1 protein-coding gene (running past one end of the window) is annotated in these 19,349 nt (G+C 69.5%); it reads left to right on the forward strand.

Annotation, left to right across the window (positions count from 1 at the left end; all coding sequences use genetic code 11):
* Positions 1–19,274: the 3' portion of a non-ribosomal peptide synthase/polyketide synthase gene (locus NRY95_11125; protein UYC14314.1), read on the forward strand. It extends 16,000 nt beyond the left edge of the window; the window shows 19,274 of its 35,274 coding nt (coding positions 16,001–35,274); its start codon lies beyond the left edge, outside the window; its stop codon occupies positions 19,272–19,274.
* Positions 19,275–19,349: the final 75 nt, after the last annotated feature.

Genomic DNA, 19,349 nt, shown 5'->3' on the forward strand with positions numbered 1-19,349 from the left:
TGATCGGCCTGGCCGAGACGCTCAAGACCGCCTCCATGGTCAGCGTCCCCGCCAATCCGATGACCGCCGCCTGCACCCACATCACCCCCGACCTGTTGCCGCTGGTCGCACTCACCCAGGTGGAAATCGACAGCATCGTCGGAAGGCTGGAAGGCGGCGCCGGCAACATTCAGGACATCTATCCGCTGGCGCCGTTGCAGCATGGGCTGCTGTACCACCACGTGGCCGAGCCGCTGGATGACATCTATCTGAGCAGCACCGTGATCGCCTTCGATGCTTGCGACAAGCGCGACCGCTTCATCGATGCGCTCGATCAGGTCATCGCACGCCACGACATCCTGCGCACCGCCGTGTTCTGGCAGGGGCTGCGCGAGCCGGTCCAAGTCGTCCGCCGGCATGCGCCCCTGCCGGTGCAGCGTCATCGGTTCGCTGGCGGCGATACCGCCGCGCAATTGCAGGATCTTCTGGAAACGCAGTATCGCCGCATCGACCTGCAGCAGGCGCCGTTACTGCGCGGGCATGTGGCCGACGACGCCGAACGCGGATGCTGGCTGCTGGGCCTGCAATATCATCACTTGGTGATGGACCACACCACGCTGGAACTGGTGGTCGAGGAAGTGCAAGCGCATCTGGAAGGGCGGCAGCACCACTTGCCCGAGCCGCTACCGTTCCGCGACTTCGTCGCCCAAGCTTGCCTAGGGGTGAGCGAAGACGAGCACCGCGCCTTCTTCACCCGGATGCTGGCCGAGGTGACGGAACCGACCTTGCCATTCGGGGTGAGCCAGGTCGAAAGCACGCTAAGGGAGGCCAATCTGGCATTACCCGAGGCGCTGGCCGACACGCTGCGCGCGCAAGCGCGCCGCCTGGGGGTCAGTACCGCCAGCCTGTTCCACCTGGCGTTCGCGCTGCTGCTGTCGCAGACCAGCGGCCGCGACGACGTGGTCTTCGGCACCGTGCTGTTCGGCCGCCTGCACGCCTCGGCCGGCGCCGACCGGGTACTGGGCATGTTCCTCAATACCTTGCCGCTGCGCCTGCGCCGCGACCATAGCAGCGTGGAGCAGGCGGTTGTGCAGACCCAGCGCCTGCTGGCCCAGCTCCTGCATCACGAGCACGCATTGCTCGCCCAAGCCCAGCGCTGCAGCGGGATCCAGGCGCCGGCGCCGCTGTTCGCCGCCTTGTTCAACTATCGCTACCGTGGCGGCGGCAACGTGCTGGCCGAGGACCAAGCGCGCAGCGAGGCGATCTGGCAAGGCATCGAGACCTTGCACCTGCGCGAACGCACGCACTATCCGTTATCGCTGGCGATCAACGACGACCACGATAGCGGCGGATTCTCGGTGGATGTGCAGACCGGCCAGAGTCTGGATCCGGCCGCCCTGGCGCAGACGATGGCCGACATCCTGCAGCAGCTGGCCCAGGCCCTGGCCCTGGCGCCGACCCGGCCACTGCATGCGCTGACGCGGCTGCGCGCTAGCGAGCGCGTGCGGGTGCTGGAGGATTTCAACGCCACCGATGCCGTACTGACGGCGGAAGGCGGCGTCCACCAATTGTTCGAACAGCAGGTCCGGCAGACGCCGCATGCCTCTGCCGTCGTGGACGAACAGCGCACGCTCAGCTACGCCGAGCTGGACCGCCAGGCCAACCGGCTGGCGCATCGCCTGCGTGCCCTTGGCGCGACGCCGGGCAGCAGGGTCGCCGTCGCCCTGGCGCGTTCTGCGGATCTGATCGTCGCCGAGCTGGCAATCCTCAAATGTGGCGCCGCCTATGTGCCGCTGGACATCGAACATCCGGCCCAACGCATGCGCCGCATCCTCGACGAGTGTGGCGCGGTGCTCGTGATCAGCGACTCCGCAAGCGGCGTGCCCAATGGCAACGCCGCGCGCGTGGACATGGATCGAGTGGACGCCGACGGACCCACCCACGCAGCGTCGGCGACCATCTGGCCCGACAGCGCCGCCTATGTCATGTACACCTCCGGATCGACCGGCATGCCCAAGGGCGTGGTGATTCCGCATCGCGCCATCGTCAACTTCGCATGCCAGCCCGGCGCGGCCCGGATCCTGCCCACCGATCGGGTCGCCTTCGCCTCCAATCCCGCCTTCGACTCGTCCACCCTGGAGGTGTGGAGCAGCCTGCTCAATGGCGCGACGATCGTGATCGTCCCGCCGCCCGTTCTGCGAGATCCGCAGGCGCTGGCGGCGCGGATCGCGGACATGCGGATCTCGGTGTTGATCCTGGTCGCGGGTGTGCTGCGCGCCTACGCGCCGATGCTGAGCGGACGGCTGGCCACACTGCGCCTGTTGATCACCGGCGGCGACCTGGCCGATCCGCGCAGCCACGCATTGATGCTGCAGACACCCGGCCCGGACGTGCTGCTGCAGACCTATGGTCCGACCGAGGCCACCCAGTTCGTGACCGCGCTGGCGCTGCACAGCGCCCCCGATCCGCAGCGGCCGGTGCCGATCGGCCGGCCGCTGGCCAATAGCCGCCTCTTCGTCCTCGATCGCTTTGGGCAACCGGCGCCGGTCGGCGTCGAAGGCGCGCTCCACATCGGCGGCGCGCAGCTTGCCCTGGGCTATCTCGGCCGCCCCGACCTCACCGCAGCGAGTTTCGTCCCCGATCCCTTCGCCGAGCGGCCCGGCCAGCGCATGTACAGGACCGGCGACCTGGCCCGTTGGCGCGATGACGGCGTCCTGGACTTCCTCGGCCGTCACGACGACCAGATCAAGATCCGCGGTTTCCGCATCGAACTGGGCGAAATCGCCGCCGTACTGCGCGCCTGCACCGGCGTGCGCGATGCGGTGGTCGTGGTCGATCACGACAGCGGCGGCCACAAACGGCTGGTCGCCTATGTCGTCGGCGCTGCCGAGGTCTGCCAGGCACTGCCTGCACAGCTGGCGACATCGCTGCCGGACTACATGGTGCCGGCCGCCTACGTGCAGCTGGATGCCCTGCCGCTGACCGCCAACGGCAAGCTCGATCGCCGTGCCCTGCCCGCGCCCGATCGCCAAGACTTCGACACGCAGGCCTACCAACCGCCGCGCCAGGGACTCGAACAGACTCTCGCAGCGTTCTGGACCGAGTTGCTCGGCGTCGCCGAGATCGGCCGCCACGACGACTTCTTCGCCCTGGGCGGGCACTCGCTGCTGGCGGTCCAGCTCACGGCCAGAATCCGCACACGGCTCGGCCTGGAACTGCCATTGGCCACGCTGTTCGCGCACCCGCGCCTGGCCGAGCTGGCCCAGGCGCTGGCACAGGCCGCCAGCAGCACCCTGCCGGCCATCGTGCCGGCCGACCGCCGCAAGCCGCTGCCGCTGTCCTTCGCCCAGCAACGGCTGTGGTTCCTTGGGCGCCTGGACACCCGCGCCGATCTGGCCTATCTGATGCCGATGGCGCTGCGCTTGCGCGGCGCCCTGCAGGCCGCTGCGCTGGAACGGGCGCTGGATCGGATCGTGGCCCGCCACGAAATCCTGCGCACGTACGTGGCGCAGGACGACGAGACGCCGTCGCAGCGCATCGCGCCGCCGGAGACCGGGTTCGCCCTGGACTGCGTGGACCTGACCCACGCATCCGAGCCGCAGGTCCAGGTGAGGCGTCATATCGCCCTGGAAACCGGCACGCCCTTCGCGGCCGAACGAGCGCTGGCCCGCGGCCGGCTGCTGCGCCTGGCCGACGACGAGCATGTCCTGCTCATCACCCTGCACCATCTGGTCTGCGATGGCTGGTCGATGGGCGTGCTGGTAGGCGAGCTGAGCACGCTCTATGCCGCCTTTGCGCAAGGCCAGCCCGATCCGCTGCCGCCGCTGCAATTGCAGTATGCCGATATCGCCGTGTGGCAGCGTGGCTGGATCAGTGGCGAGGTGCTGCAACGCCAGCGCGATTTCTGGGTCGCGCACCTGCACGGCGCCCCGACGCTGCTGGACCTGCCGACCGACCATCCGCGCCCCACGCGGCAGGATTACCGGGGCGATGCCCTGGATGTGGTCCTGGATGCGGACCTGACCGAGGCCTTGAAGGCGTGCTGCCAGCGCCACGGCACCACCGTGTTCATGACCTTGATCGCCGCCTGGGCGGTGTTGTTGTCGCGCCTGTCCGGCCAGCGCCAGGTGGTCATCGGCACGCCCGTCGCCAACCGCCACCGCGACGAATTCGAACCGCTGATCGGCCTGTTCGCCAATACCCAGGCCCTGCGCATCGACCTGCGCGCCAATCCGTCGGTCGCCGCCCTGCTGGCCCAGGTCCGCAGCACCGCCCTGGCCGCACAGCAGCACCAGGACCTGCCCTTCGAGCAGGTCATCGAAGCGCTCAACCCCCCGCGCAGCCTGGCCCATCATCCGGTCTTCCAGGCGATGTTCACCTGGCAGACCACCCCGCTCGACGCCATCGCGCTACCCGGCCTGGTCGCCGAAGGCCTCGACACCGTTGTGCCGACGATCAAGTTCGATCTGGACCTGTCGCTGCGCGAGCACGATGGCTGCATCGTCGGCAGCCTGGGCTATGCCTGCAGCCTGTTCGAGCGCAGCACCATCGCGCGCCATCTGGCCCAGTTCGTCCACCTGTTGCGCGGCCTGCTCGATGCCGACCGGACCCGCATCGCCCAGCTGCCCGCCCTGCCAGCGGCCGAGCGGCAACGCCTGTTGCACGACGTGCATCACGACCTGCGGACACCACCGGCCACGCCTTACGTGCACCGCCTGTTCGAGGCGCAGGTGCGGCGCACGCCGCTGAACGTCGCGCTGCAATGCGAAGCGGACACGCTTCACTACGCCGCGCTCGACACGCGCGCCAACCAACTCGCCCACCATTTGATCGGACTGGGCGTGGGGCCGGAAGACCGTGTGGCCGTCTGCCTGCCGCGCGGCATCGACCTGGTCGTGGCCCTGCTGGCCACGCTCAAGGCTGGCGCCGCCTACCTGCCGCTGGATCCGGATTATCCGCCCGCGCGCCTGGACGACATGCTCGCCGACGCACGGCCCCGGGTCCTGCTCGCCGACCAGCGCACCGCGGCGCCGCTGACCCTGCACGCTGGCCTGACCCGCATCCGGCTGGACAGCGACACGCCCACCTGGACCGATGCGCCGACCCAGGCACCAACGGTTCCGGCGCTGTCGCCCCACCATCCGGCCTACGTCCTCTACACCTCCGGCTCCACCGGCCGGCCCAAGGGCGTGGTGATCTGCCACGGTGCGCTGGCGCACTTCCTGGCCGCACTGCATGCCCAGCTGCCGTTGTCGCCCGAGGACCGGCTCCTGGCGGTGACCACCGTCTGCTTCGATATCGCCGGTCTGGAACTGTTCGCCCCCTTGGTCAATGGCGCCGGCGTGGTCATCGCCGGCGACCAGCCCATCCATGACCCGTCCTACTGGCAGCAACGCTTGGACCAGCACGCCATCTCGGTCCTGCAAGCCACCCCGGCGTTCTGGCAGATGCTGCTGGACGCCGGCTGGCAGAGCCGGCCGGGATTGCGCCTGCTGTGCGGCGGCGAGGCCCTGAGCCAGGCGCTGGCGCAGCGCCTGCGCGCCGGCGGCGGGCAGCTGTGGAATCTGTACGGGCCGACCGAGGCCACCATCTGGGCCAGCCTGCACCCGGTGCTCGGCGAGGAACCCGGCAGCGTCGTGCCGCTCGGCCGGCCACTGGCCGGCACCTGCATGCGCCTGCTCGACGCGCACGGCCAACTGGCCCTGCTGGGCGCGCGCGGCGAGCTCTGCATCGCCGGCCCGCAGCTGGCCCGCGGCTACCTGGGCCGCCCGGACCTGACCGCCGAACGCTTCGTCCCCGACCCGTTCGCCGCGCATCCCGGGCAGCGCATGTACAGGACCGGCGACCTGGCGCGCTGGCGCGCCGATGGCGTGCTGGACTTCCTTGGCCGCAACGACGACCAGGTCAAGCTGCGCGGCTTCCGCATCGAACTCGAAGAGATCGCCGCGGTGCTGCGCGCATGCGATGGCGTCCGCGACGCGGTGGTGCTCGCCCGCCAGGACAGTCCGGGCGCTATGCGCCTGGTCGCCTACGTGGTCGGCGACGCCGCCGTGCTCGGCCCCGATCGCCTGCGCCAGCAGGTGGCCCTGCGCCTGCCCGACTACATGGTCCCGGCGGCGTATGTGCCACTGCAGGCCCTGCCGCTGACCGCCAACGGCAAACTCGATCGCAACGCGCTGCCCGCTCCGGACCGTCAGGCCCTGGATGCCCAGGCGTATGAGGCGCCACGCCCCGGATTGGAACAGCGCCTGGCCGTGCTCTGGGCAGAACTGCTCGGCGTCGAACGTATAGGACGCAACGACAGTTTCTTCGCCCTGGGCGGACATTCCTTGCTGGCCACACAGCTCAGCGGGCGGGTGCGCGCATCGTTGGGACGCGAGGTACCGCTGGCGACCTTGTTCGCCCAGCCAAGACTGCGCGCATTCGCTCAGGCGGTCGCGCAGGCGACATCCAGCGCATTGCCGCCGATCGTGCCGGTGCCACGTACCGGCCAGCTGCCGCTGTCCTTCGCTCAGCAGCGTCTATGGTTTCTCGACCAGCTCGACGCCGGCGCCAGCGCCGCCTATCTGATGCCGACAGCAGTGCGTCTGCTCGGCGCGCTGAATCGCGAGGCGTTGCGTAGCGCACTGGACCGCCTTGTGGCGCGCCATGAAGCGCTGCGCACCCATGTCGGGTTCGACGGGGACATGCCCGAACAACGCATCGCCTCGCCGGAGATCGGTTTTTCCCTGGAGCTCATCGCAGCGACCGATGCCACCGATCCGGAGCAGGTCATCCAGCACCATGCCTCCCTGGAAGCGCGCATCCCCTTCGATCTGACCCGTGGACCGTTGCTGCGCGGCCGCCTGGTCCGCCTGGACGTAGAAGACCATGTCCTGTTCGTCACCTTGCACCATCTGATCTGCGATGGTTGGTCGATGCGCCAACTGATCGCCGAGCTGCGCACGCTCTACAGCGCATTCTCGCAGGGATTTGCCGATCCGCTCCCCGCACTCCCGATCCAGTACGCCGACTATGCGGTGTGGCAGCGTTGCTGGATCACCGACGAGACGCTGCAGCGTCAGCGCCAGTTCTGGGTCGATCACCTGCATGGCGCTCCGACACTGCTGGACTTGCCGACCGACAGGCCGCGCCCCGCGGCACAGGACTACCGCGGCGACACGCTGCAGTTCGCGCTGGATGCTTCGTTGAGCGACGCGTTGAGGGCCCTGAGCCTGGAGCATGGCACGACGCTGTTCATGACCATGCTGGCGGCCTGGGCAGCGCTGCTGTCGCGCTGGTGCAATCAATCGCGGGTCGTCATCGGCACTCCCATCGCCAACCGCCCGCGCAGCGAACTGGAACCGTTGATCGGCCTGTTCGCCAACACGCAGGCCTTGCAGGTCGATCTACGCGGCGATCCGACAGTGGCCGAGCTATTGGCCCAGGTTCGCAGCACCGCGCTGGCCGCACAGGAACATCAAGACCTGCCCTTCGAACAGGTGATCGAGGCACTCAACCCTCCGCGCAACCTCGGCCATCACCCCCTGTTCCAGGTGATGCTGACCTGGGACGCACAGCGCGCCACGGATCTGGCCTGGCCGCACTTGCAGACCCAGGACATCGCCCAGGCCGGCACGACGATCAAGTTCGATCTGCACCTGGCGCTACAGGAGACCGAGGATGGCATCGGCGGCGGCCTGAGCTACGCCACCGCGCTGTTCGACCGGAGCAGCATGGCCCTTCGGCTGGAGCAATTCGTCACGTTGCTGCGCGGCATGGTCGACGCCGGCCCGTCCACGCTGACGCGTCTTCCGCTGCTGCCGCCCACCGAGCGTGCCCATCTGCAGAAGTTCAACGCCACCGCCGTCGATCTTGCCGGCACCGGCTATCTGCATCGCCAGATCGAAGCGCAGGCGCACCGCACGCCGCAGGCCATCGCCTTGGTGGAAGAGCACGTCGAACTCAGTTACGCCCAGCTCGACGCGCGCGCCAACCGGCTCGCGCATCACCTGGTCGGTCTCGGCGTGGCGCCCGAAGACCGTGTGGCCGTGTGCCTGCCGCGCGGGATCGACCTGGTCGTGGCGCTGTTGGCCGTGCTCAAGGCCGGTGCCGCCTATCTGCCGCTGGACACCGACGCACCGCCCGCGCGTCTGGACGGCATGCTTGCCGATGCGCGGCCCGGTGTGCTGCTCGCCCATCGCGCCACCGCCGCGCCGCTGGCGCAACGCGACGACCTGCACCGCGTGCTGCTGGACACCGACGCCGCGTTGTGGGACTCGGCTCCCGCGCATGCCCCCAGCGTTGCGGCCTTGCACCCGCAACATCCGGCCTACGTCCTCTACACCTCCGGTTCCACCGGCCAGCCCAAGGGCGTGGTCACCCCCCATGCCGGCATCGACAACCGCCTGCAGTGGATGCAGCAGCACCTGCCGCTACGACCCGAGCAGCGCGTGTTGCAGAAAACCCCGGTCGGCTTCGACGTCTCGGTGTGGGAACTGTTCTGGCCGCTGCGCGTGGGCGCGTGTCTGGTGCTGGCCCGCCCCGGCGGCCACAAGGACCCCCGCTATCTGACCGACCTGATCGAGCAGGCCGGCATCCACACCGTGCACTTCGTGCCCTCGATGCTGCGGGTGTTCCTGGACGCCTTGCCCGAAGGCGCATGCGCCAGCCTGCAGCGCATCGTCTGCAGCGGCGAAGCCCTGCCGGCGGACCTGGCCCACACCGTGCGCGAACGTCTGCCACAGGTCCGCCTGTACAACCTCTACGGCCCGACCGAAGCGGCGGTGGATGTCAGCGTCTGGGAATGCACCGACGCCGAAGCCAATGGCGTGCCGATCGGCCGGCCGATCGCCAATACCCGGCTGCACGTGCTCGATACGCATGGCCGGTTGGCTCCGATCGGCGTGGCCGGCGAACTGCAGATCGCCGGCGTGCAGCTCGCGCGCGGCTATCTGGGCCGCCCCGCCCTGACCGCCGAACGCTTCGTGCCCGATCCGTTCGCCGAGCAGCCCGGCCAGCGCATGTACCGTACCGGCGATCTGGCGCGCTGGCGCGCCGACGGCGCGCTGGACTATCTCGGCCGCAACGACGAGCAGATCAAGCTGCGTGGCGTGCGCATCGAACTGGGCGAGATCGCCAGCGCTCTGCGCGATTGCGCGGGCGTACGCGACGCTGCGGCGGTGTTGCGCCAGGACAACGCCAGCGAACCGCGCCTGGTCGCCTATGTGGTCGGCGATGCGGAACACCTCGCGGCCGACAGCCTGCGCACGCAACTGGCCGCACGCCTGCCCGAGAGCATGCTGCCCACCGCCTACATGCAGCTGGAAGCACTGCCGCTAACGGCCAGCGGCAAGCTGGATCGCCGCGCCCTGCCGGCACCGGACGCCGATGCCCTGGCCACGCAGGCCTACCTGGCCCCGCAAGGCGAGCGCGAAATCCTGCTCGCGGCCCTGTGGCGCGAATTGCTCGACATCGAGCGGGTCGGCCGCCACGACAGCTTCTTCGCCCTCGGCGGCCATTCGTTGCTGGCGATCACGTTGATCGAACGCCTGCGCCGGCACGGCTGGCAGTTGGAAGTGCGCGCATTGTTCAGCTCCCCCACGCTGGCCGGCCTGGCCAGCACCCTCACCTCCGCCTCCACAGTCAGCATCCCGCCCAACCGCCTTCCGCCCGACTGCACCCGCATCGTCCCCGAGCTGCTGCCGCTGGTGCGGCTGAGCCAGGCCGAGATCGACGCGGCCGTGGCCACCGTCGAAGGCGGCGCGGCCAACGTGCAGGACATCTACCCGCTGGCGCCGCTGCAGGAAGGCCTGCTGTTCCATCATCTGGCCAGCTCCGAGGGCGATGCCTATCTCAACATCAGCGTGCTGGCCTTCGACACCCGCGCACACCTGGACGCCTTCGTCGCCGCGCTGAAGGCGGTCATCGCCCGCCACGACATCCTGCGTACCGGCGTTGCCTGGCGAGGCCTGTCCGCGCCGGTGCAGGTCGTCTGGCGCCACGCCCCGCTGCCGCTGCAGGTACTCGCCATCGATGAGCCGGACGTGCTGGCCGCGTTGCGCCTGCGCATGGATCCCGGCAGCTACCGCATGGACGTCGGCCAGGCACCGCTGATCCGCGCCCATCTCGTCGAAGATCGCCAGCACCAGCGCTGGCTGCTGGGCCTGCAGACCCATCATCTGGTCATCGACCACACCACCCTGGAGATGCTGGTCGCCGAAGTGCAGGCACATCTGGACGGGCGACAGGACCACCTGCCCGCGCCGCTGCCGTTCCGCAACTTCGTTGCGCAGGCCCGGCTGGGTGTGAGCGATGACGAACACCGCGCCTTTTTCACCCAACAGCTGGGCGACCTCGATACCCCAGCGATCCCGTTCGGGCTGCAGAAAGCGCACGGCAACGGGACCGGCATCGAGCAAGCCAACACGCTGCTGCCCGCAGCGCTGTGCAGCGCCTTGCGCTTGCGCGCACGCCGACTCGATGTCAGCCCGGCCAGCGTGTTCCATCTGGCCTGCGCCCTGGTACTTGCGCAGGCCAGCGGCCAGGACGATGTGATCTTCGGCACCGCATTGTTCGGCCGCATGCACGCTGGCAGCGGTGCCGATCGTGTGTTGGGCATGTTCCTCAATACCCTGCCCATCCGCCTGCAACGCGACGGTCGCGGCGTCGCCAACGCCGTAAGCCAGACCCAGCAACAGCTCGCGCAACTGCTCCATCACGAACACGCGCCCCTCGCGCTGGCCCAGCGCTGCAGCGGTATCGCTCCGCCCACGCCGCTGTTCGCCACACTCCTCAATTACCGTTATGCCGGTGGCGGCGCGGTGCAGCCGCCCGGCGAAACGGCGCAACACTGGCCGGACCTGCAGGCTGTGGTTATGCAAGAGCGCACCCACTATCCGCTGACGCTCTCGGTCGATGACATCGCCGCCGACGGAGGCTTCGCGGTGGAGGTGCAGGCGGACCCGCAGATCGGTGCCGAGCGCGTGGCAGCCATGCTGTTGCAGGCCCTGCAAGCGCTGCTGCAGGCATTGGAGCAGGCACCGGATACCGCGCTGCATGCACTGGATCTGCTGCCCGCCGACGAACGCGCGCGGTTGCAGCCCCTCACTGCCACCGCCGTCGATCTTGCCGGCACCGGCTATCTGCATCGCCAGATCGAAGCGCAGGCGCACCGCACGCCGCAGGCCATCGCCTTGGTGGAAGAGCACGTCGAACTCAGTTACGCCCAGCTCGACGCGCGCGCCAACCGGCTCGCGCATCACCTGGTCGGTCTCGGCGTGGCGCCCGAAGACCGTGTGGCCGTGTGCCTGCCGCGCGGGATCGACCTGGTCGTGGCGCTGTTGGCCGTGCTCAAGGCCGGTGCCGCCTATCTGCCGCTGGACACCGACGCACCGCCCGCGCGTCTGGACGGCATGCTTGCCGATGCGCGGCCCGGTGTGCTGCTCGCCCATCGCGCCACCGCCGCGCCGCTGGCGCAACGCGACGACCTGCACCGCGTGCTGCTGGACACCGACGCCGCGTTGTGGGACTCGGCTCCCGCGCATGCCCCCAGCGTTGCGGCCTTGCACCCGCAACATCCGGCCTACGTCCTCTACACCTCCGGTTCCACCGGCCAGCCCAAGGGCGTGGTCACCCCCCATGCCGGCATCGACAACCGCCTGCAGTGGATGCAGCAGCACCTGCCGCTACGACCCGAGCAACGCGTGTTGCAGAAAACCCCGGTCGGCTTCGACGTCTCGGTTTGGGAACTGTTCTGGCCGCTGCGCGTGGGCGCTTGTCTGGTGCTGGCCCGCCCCGGCGGCCACAAAGACCCGGCCTATCTGACCGACCTGATCGAGCAGGCCGGCATCCACACCGTGCACTTCGTGCCCTCGATGCTGCGGGTGTTCCTGGACGCCTTGCCCGAAGGCGCATGCGCCAGCCTGCAGCGCATCGTCTGCAGCGGCGAAGCCCTGCCGGCGGACCTGGCCCACACCGTGCGCGAACGTCTGCCACAGGTCCGCCTGTACAACCTCTACGGCCCGACCGAAGCGGCGGTGGATGTCAGCGTCTGGGAATGCACCGACGCCGACGCCAATGGCGTGCCGATCGGCCGGCCGATCGCCAATACCCGGCTGCACGTGCTCGATACGCATGGCCGGTTGGCTCCGATCGGCGTCGCCGGCGAACTGCAGATCGCCGGCGTGCAGCTCGCGCGCGGCTATCTGGGCCGCCCCGACCTGACCGCCGAACGCTTCGTGCCCGATCCGTTCGCCGAGCAGCCCGGCCAGCGCATGTACCGTACCGGCGATCTGGCGCGCTGGCGCACCGACGGCGCGCTGGACTATCTCGGCCGCAACGACGAGCAGATCAAGCTGCGTGGCGTGCGCATCGAACTGGGCGAGATCGCCGGCGCGCTACGTGCCTGCGACGGCGTGCATGACGCCGCCGTGCTGCTGCGCCAGGACACTCCCGGCGAACCGCACCTGGTCGCCTATGTGGTCACCGAACAGCCAGGGCAGGCCGATCCGCTGGCACTGCGCGACGCGCTGGCCGCAGGTCTGCCCGACGTGATGCTGCCGACTGCCTACGTGCGAATCGATGCACTGCCGTTGAGCGCCAACGGCAAGCTCGATCGCCGCGCCCTGCCGGCGCCGGACGCCGATGCGCTCGCCGTCCAGGCCTATGCGCCGCCCGACGGCGAGCTGGAAACCTTGCTGGCCGCGCTGTGGTGCGAACTGCTCGACGTCGAACGCGTCGGCCGCCACGACAGTTTCTTCGCCCTGGGCGGACACTCGTTGTTGGCCGTGCGGCTGATCTCGCGCATCCGTAGTGCGCTCGGCCTGGAACTACCGTTGGCCGCGCTGTTCTCGCAGCCGCATCTAGCCGAGCTGGCGGCCGTCCTGGCCGGTACCGCCACCAGCACGCTGCCGGCCATCGTACCGACCGAACGCAGCGACCGGCTACCGCTGTCCTTCGCCCAGCAACGCCTGTGGTTCCTGGAACAACTCGACGACCGTGCCAGGTTCGCCTACTTGATGCCGATCGGCGTGGACCTGCATGGCGAACTGGACCTGTCCGCGCTGCAACGGGCGCTGGACCGCATCGTCGCCCGCCACGAAGCGCTGCGCACCGGCTTCGTCGCCGGCGACGATGGCGCCACCCAGCTGATCGCGCCCGCGGACGTCGGCTTTGCGCTGGACTGCATCGACCTGCGCCAGGCCGCCGACCCGCATGCCGACGCCCAGCGCCACGCCGAACAGGAAGCCCGCACGCCCTTCGACCTGGCCCGCGGCCCGCTGATCCGCGGCCGCCTGCTGCGCCTGGCCGAGCACCAACACCGCCTGCTCGTGACCATGCACCACATCGTCACCGATGGCTGGTCGATGGGCCTGCTGGTGCGCGAACTCAGCACCCTGTACGCCGCCTTCGCGCAAGGCCAGCCCGATCCGCTGCCAGCGCTGCCGATCCAGTACGCCGACTACGCCCTGTGGCAGCGCCGCTGGCTCGACGGGCCGCTGCTGCAACGCCAGCTCGCCTTCTGGCGCGAGCATCTGCACGATGCACCGGCGCTGCTGGAACTGCCAACCGATCGCCCGCGTCCGGCCCTGCAGGACTACCGCGGCGACAGCGTGGAGATCATGCTCGATGCCGATCTCACCGCCGCGCTACGCACGCTGAGCCAGCGTCACGGCACCACCGTGTTCATGACCGTGCTGGCCGGCTGGGCGGTGCTGCTGGCGCGCCTGTCCGGGCAGGACCAGGTGGTCATCGGCGCCCCCGTCGCCAACCGCACCCGCAGCGAACTCGAAGCGCTGATCGGCTTCTTCGTCAATGCCCAGGCGCTGCGCATCGATCTGCGCGCCAACCCCTGCGTCGCCGAGCTGCTGGCGCAGGTGCGCCGCACCGCCCTGGCCGCGCAGGACCATCAGGACCTGCCCTTCGAGCAGGTCATCGAAGCGCTCAACCCCGAGCGCAGCCTGGCCGCCCAGCCGGTGTTCCAGGTCGTGCTGACCTGGCAGAACGTCCCCGATGCCGCGCTGACATTGCCCGGCATCCGCCTGCAGCCCTTCCAGGCCCAGGCACGCGATGCCAAGTTCGATCTGGAACTGTTCCTGGGCGAAGTCGAGGATCGCATCGTCGGCAGCCTGAACTACGCCACCGCGCTGTTCGACCGCAGCACCGTTGAACGCCAGTTGGCCCAGTTCGTCCAGGTACTTGCCGGCATGGCCGCCGACGCGCAGGCGCGCATCGCGCAACTGCCGTTGCTGCCTGCCGACGAACGCACCCGGTTGCAGAACTTCACCGTCACCGAGGCCGCGCCGCTGGCGCAGGCGCAGTGCATCCACCACCTGTTCGAAGACCAGGTGCGCCGCACGCCCGATGCCATCGCCTTGCTGGAGGGCGATGTCCAGCTCAGCTACGCCGCGCTCGACGCGCGCGCCAACCGGCTGGCCCATCGCCTGCGCACACTGGGCGTGGCACCGGAACACCGCGTCGCCCTGTACCTGCCGCGCGGCATCGGGCAGGTCGTGGCGCTGTTGGCCACGCTCAAGGCCGGCGCCGCCTACCTGCCGCTGGACCCGGACCTGCCCGACCAACGCCTGGCCTTCCTGCTCGCCGACAGCCGCCCGCGCGCGGTGCTGACCTGCACCGGGCTGCAGGAGCGCCTGCCCGCCAGCCGCGCCATGCTGCGCGTCAGCGTGCTGACGCTGGACGCGGACGTGGAGGCGGCAGACGTGACGCCGGACGATCCCGGCGCACCCACGGTCCCCGGCCTGGGCGCGGACAACCTGGCCTATGTGATCTACACCTCCGGCTCCAGCGGACAGCCCAAGGGCACCCTGCTCACCCACGCCGGTGCCGCGCATTACCTGCAATGGGCCGTGCAGACCTATCGGCCGCAGCCCAGCGCGGTGGTGTCCTCCTCGCTGGCCTTCGACGCCACCCTGACCAGCCTGCTCGCTCCGCTGCTGTGCGGTGCGCAGGTCGAATTGCTGCCCGAGCACGACACCCTCGATGCCCTGCGCCAGCGCCTGTGCGCTCCGACCCCGCTGGGCCTGGTCAAACTCACCCCGGCCCACCTGGAAGTGCTCGGCCAGCAACTGGCCGACCATCCAGGCCCGCTCAGCCCGGCGGTGATGGTGATCGGTGGCGAAGCCCTGCCGGCAGCCACCCTGGCGCGGTGGCAAGCGCTCGCCCCGCACACCCGCCTGATCAACGAATACGGCCCCACCGAAACCGTGGTCGGCTGCGTGGTGCACGCCACCACCGCCGACGATGCGCCATCCCCCAGCGGCCGCGTGCCGATCGGCCGGCCGATCGCCCATCTGCGCATCCACGTGCTCGATCACCACGGTCAGCTGGCGCCGATCGGCGTGGCCGGGCACCTGCATATCGCCGGCCCGCAGCTGGCCCGCGGCTACCTCGGCCGCCCCGCCCTGACCGCCGAACGCTTCGTCCCCGATCCGTTCGCCGGGCAGCCCGGCCAGCGCATGTACCGCAGCGGCGACCTGGCCTGCTGGCGTGCCGATGGCACCCTGGACTTCCTCGGCCGCAACGACGACCAGGTCAAGCTGCGCGGCGTCCGCATCGAACCGGGCGAGATCGCCGCCGCGCTGCGCGCCTGCCCCGGCGTGCACGACGCCGCCGTGCTGCTGCGCCAGGACCGTCCCGGCCAGCCGCGCCTGGTCGCCTATCTGGTCGGCGACGCCGGCCCCAGCGCCGAGGCCTTGCGCACGCAGCTGGCCACGCGCCTGCCCGAGGTCATGCTGCCCAGCGCCTATGTATGGCTGGATGGCTTGCCGTTGACCGCCAACGGCAAGCTCGATCGCCGCGCCCTGCCGGCGCCGGATGCCGATGCGCTCGCCGTCCAGGCCTACGCGCCGCCCGACGGCGAGCTGGAAACCTTGCTGGCCGCACTGTGGTGCGAGCTGCTTGGCGTCGAACGCGTCGGCCGCCACGACAGCTTCTTCGCCCTGGGCGGGCACTCGCTGCTCGGCGTGCGGCTGATCTCGCGCATCCGCAGCGCGCTCGGCCTGGAACTGCCCTTGGCCGCGCTGTTCGCCCAGCCGCGCCTGGCCGAGCTGGCCCAGGCCCTGGGCGACGCGGGCTCCACCGCCTTGCCGCCAATCCTGCCGGTGCCGCGCACCCAACCGATGCGGCTGTCGTTCGCCCAGCAACGCCTGTGGTTCTTGAACGAGCTCGATCCGCGCACCGGCGCGACGTACATCATGCACGGCGGACTGCGCCTGAGCGGCAGCCTGCAGGTCCAGGCGCTGACCCGTGCACTGGACCGCATCGTGGCGCGTCACGAGACCTTACGCACCCACTTCGGCAACGTGGACGACATCCCGGTCCAGATCATCGCCGCACCGTGCGGGCTGGCCTTGCAGTCGATCGACCTGAGCGGCGACCCGGCACCCGAGAGCGCCGCCCGCGCGCACGCCCGCAGCGAAGCCAGCACCGGCTTCGACCTCGCCAAGGGGCCATTGGTCAGAGGCCGGCTGCTGCGCCTGGCCGAGCAAGAGCATGTGCTCCTGCTGAGCATGCATCACATCGTCTCCGACGGCTGGTCCATCGGCGTGCTGATCGAGGAGCTCGGCGCACTGTACGCGGCCTTCGTCGGCGATGTACCCGATCCGCTGCCGCCGCTGCCGGTCCAGTACGCCGACTACGCCGCCTGGCAACACCGCTGGATTGACAGCCAACTGCAGCAGCGCCAGCTGGATTTCTGGCGCGCGCATCTGCACGATGCGCCAGCATTGCTGGAGCTGCCAACCGACCGGCCGCGACCGCCGCTGCAGGACACTGCCGGCGACGATGTGGAACTGGTCCTGGACGAGACGCTGAGTCTCCGTCTTCAGGCACTGGCGGCGCAACACGGCATCACCATCTTCGGTCTGTTGCTAGCCGGTTGGGCAGCGCTGCTGGCACGCTACAGCGGCCAGACCGATCTGGTCATCGGCACACCGTCGGCGGGCCGCACTCGCGGCGAGCTGGAACCATTGATCGGCTTTTTCGTCAACACCTTGCCGTTGCGCATCGATCTGTCCGCTCGTCCGACGTTCCTGGAACTGCTGGACCAGGTCCAGGCCAAGCTGCTTGCCGCACAGGCCCATCAGGATCTGCCGTTCGAACGCATCATCGAAGCGCTACAGCCGGTCCGCAGCCTGGCGCACACGCCGTTGTGCCAGGCGATGTTTTCCTCCGACACCACGCCGGCACGCGCACTGGATCTGCCGGGTCTGCAACTGAGTGCTTACCCGAACGATCATTGCGTCGCCCAGTTCGACCTGTCGCTGGACATGCAGATCGCACCCGCGCGGATCGGCGGGGTGCTGCGCTACGCCACCGCGCTGTTCGATCGCAGCACCATGCAGGCGTATCTCCACAACTATGCGCGTCTGCTGGCCGCCCTGGTCGAAGCGCCGGCGCTGGCGGTGGACCGGCAGGCGTTGCTGGATGCGTCCGGATGGCGCTCGCTGCAACAATGGAACGGCACCGCCCGCGCATCGCGGCCGCCGCCGACGATCCACACGGCGTTCCAGGCCCAGGCCCGCAGCACCCCGGACGCCATTGCCGTCATCGACGGCGCCCGCTGCCTGCGGTATGCCGACCTGGACGCGCACAGCGACCATATCGCCCTGCGCCTGACCGCCGCCGGCGTGCGCAGTGGAGATTGCGTTGTCACGCTGCTGCCGCGCAGTGCGGAGCTGGTGGCCGCACAGCTGGGTATCCTCAAGGCAGGCGCGGCGTATGTGCCGCTGGATCCGGCGCAACCCGCAGCCAGACACGCCCAGCTGGCCGGCGATTGCCGGGCCAGCGCCATCGTGCACGCGGCTGGGAAAGCTCCGCCATGGACGGCAGCGCCCTGTCTGGACATCGCGCTGGTCGGGCAACCGGCCGCCGCGTTCGCAGCGTCGCCGCTGCCGCTTCCTGCCGCCGCACCCGCCTATGTGATGTATACCTCCGGCTCCAGCGGTACACCCAAGGGCGTGCTGGTACCGCATCAGGCAGTACTCAACCTGGTGCGCGATCCGGACTACGCCCGCTGGCAGGCCGACGATCGCTTCGCCTTCGCTTCAAATCCGGCATTCGACTCCAGCACCCTGGAAGTCTGGGCGCCGTTGCTGAGCGGCGGCAGCGTGGTGGTGGTGCCTCAGGACGTGCTGCTCGATCCGTGCGTGCTGGCCGAGTTCGCACGCACGCATGCCATCAGCGTGCTGATCCTGGTGGCCGGTGTGCTGCGGGCTTACGCGGCCGAGCTGGCGCGCGAATTGCCGACGCTGCGCTACCTGATCACCGGTGGCGACATCGCCGATCCGCAGGCGCTCGCCACGCTGTTGCGCGACAACCCACCACAGACGCTACTGCAAACCTACGGCCCCACCGAGACCACCCAGTTCGTCACCACCGTTGCGGTCACCGACGTGCCAGCCGATGGCCGGCGCATTCCGATCGGCAAGCCGATCGGCAATCTGCGCCTGTACGTGCTCGACCGGCACCGCCAAGCGCTGCCGGCCGGCATGCAGGGCGAACTGCATATCGCCGGTCTCGGTCTGGCACTGGGCTATCTGCGACAACCGGCCCTGACCGCCGAACACTTCGTACCGGATCCCTTCAGCGGGCAACCGGGAGCACGCATGTACAGGACCGGCGATCTGGGACGCTGGCGCGACGAGGGTTTGCTCGAGTGCCTGGGCAGACGCGACGCGCAGAGCAAGATTCGCGGTTTCCGGCTGGAGCCCGGCGAGATCGAGGTGGCGCTGCAAACCCATCCGCACGTCCGTCAGGCGCTGGTGCGCGTGCGCGAGGACATGGCCGGACAACGCCGTTTGGTAGCCTACGTGATCGGCTCGCAAACCGGTGAAAGTGCGACGCACGACCCGAACGAACTGCGCCGCCACCTGGCCGCCACCCTGCCCGATTACATGCTTCCCGATGCCTACGTGGGCATGCAGACCTGGCCGCTCACAGCGAACGGCAAGCTGGACGTGCGTGCGCTGCCCGCGCCCGACGACACCCAGCGCGGGATTGCCGAGGTGGATCCCGCGCAAGGCGAGACCGAATGCGTATTGGCGGAGATCTGGTGCGAATTGCTTGGCGTCCGCACGGTCAATCGGCACGACAATTTCTTCGATCTCGGCGGGCATTCGTTGTTGGCGGTGCAACTGGCCACCCGCATCCAGGCCCGGCTTGGACGCCGGCTGCCGCTGTCGCTGCTGTTCGCCGAGCCGCAGCTCGCACGCATGGCTGCCGCGCTGGCCGGCACTACCGCCGCGTCCAGCGCCCCGATCGCCGCACTGGTGGACCGGAGCAGCTACTACGAATGATCCGCCTCGTTGCGAACCCGGCCCATCGCCTGCCGCCCCGCAGATCCAGACACCCACTTGCCGCGCATGCTTCCC

The organism is Xanthomonas campestris pv. phormiicola, from assembly GCA_025666215.1.
GTDB lineage: Bacteria > Pseudomonadota > Gammaproteobacteria > Xanthomonadales > Xanthomonadaceae > Xanthomonas_A > Xanthomonas_A campestris_A.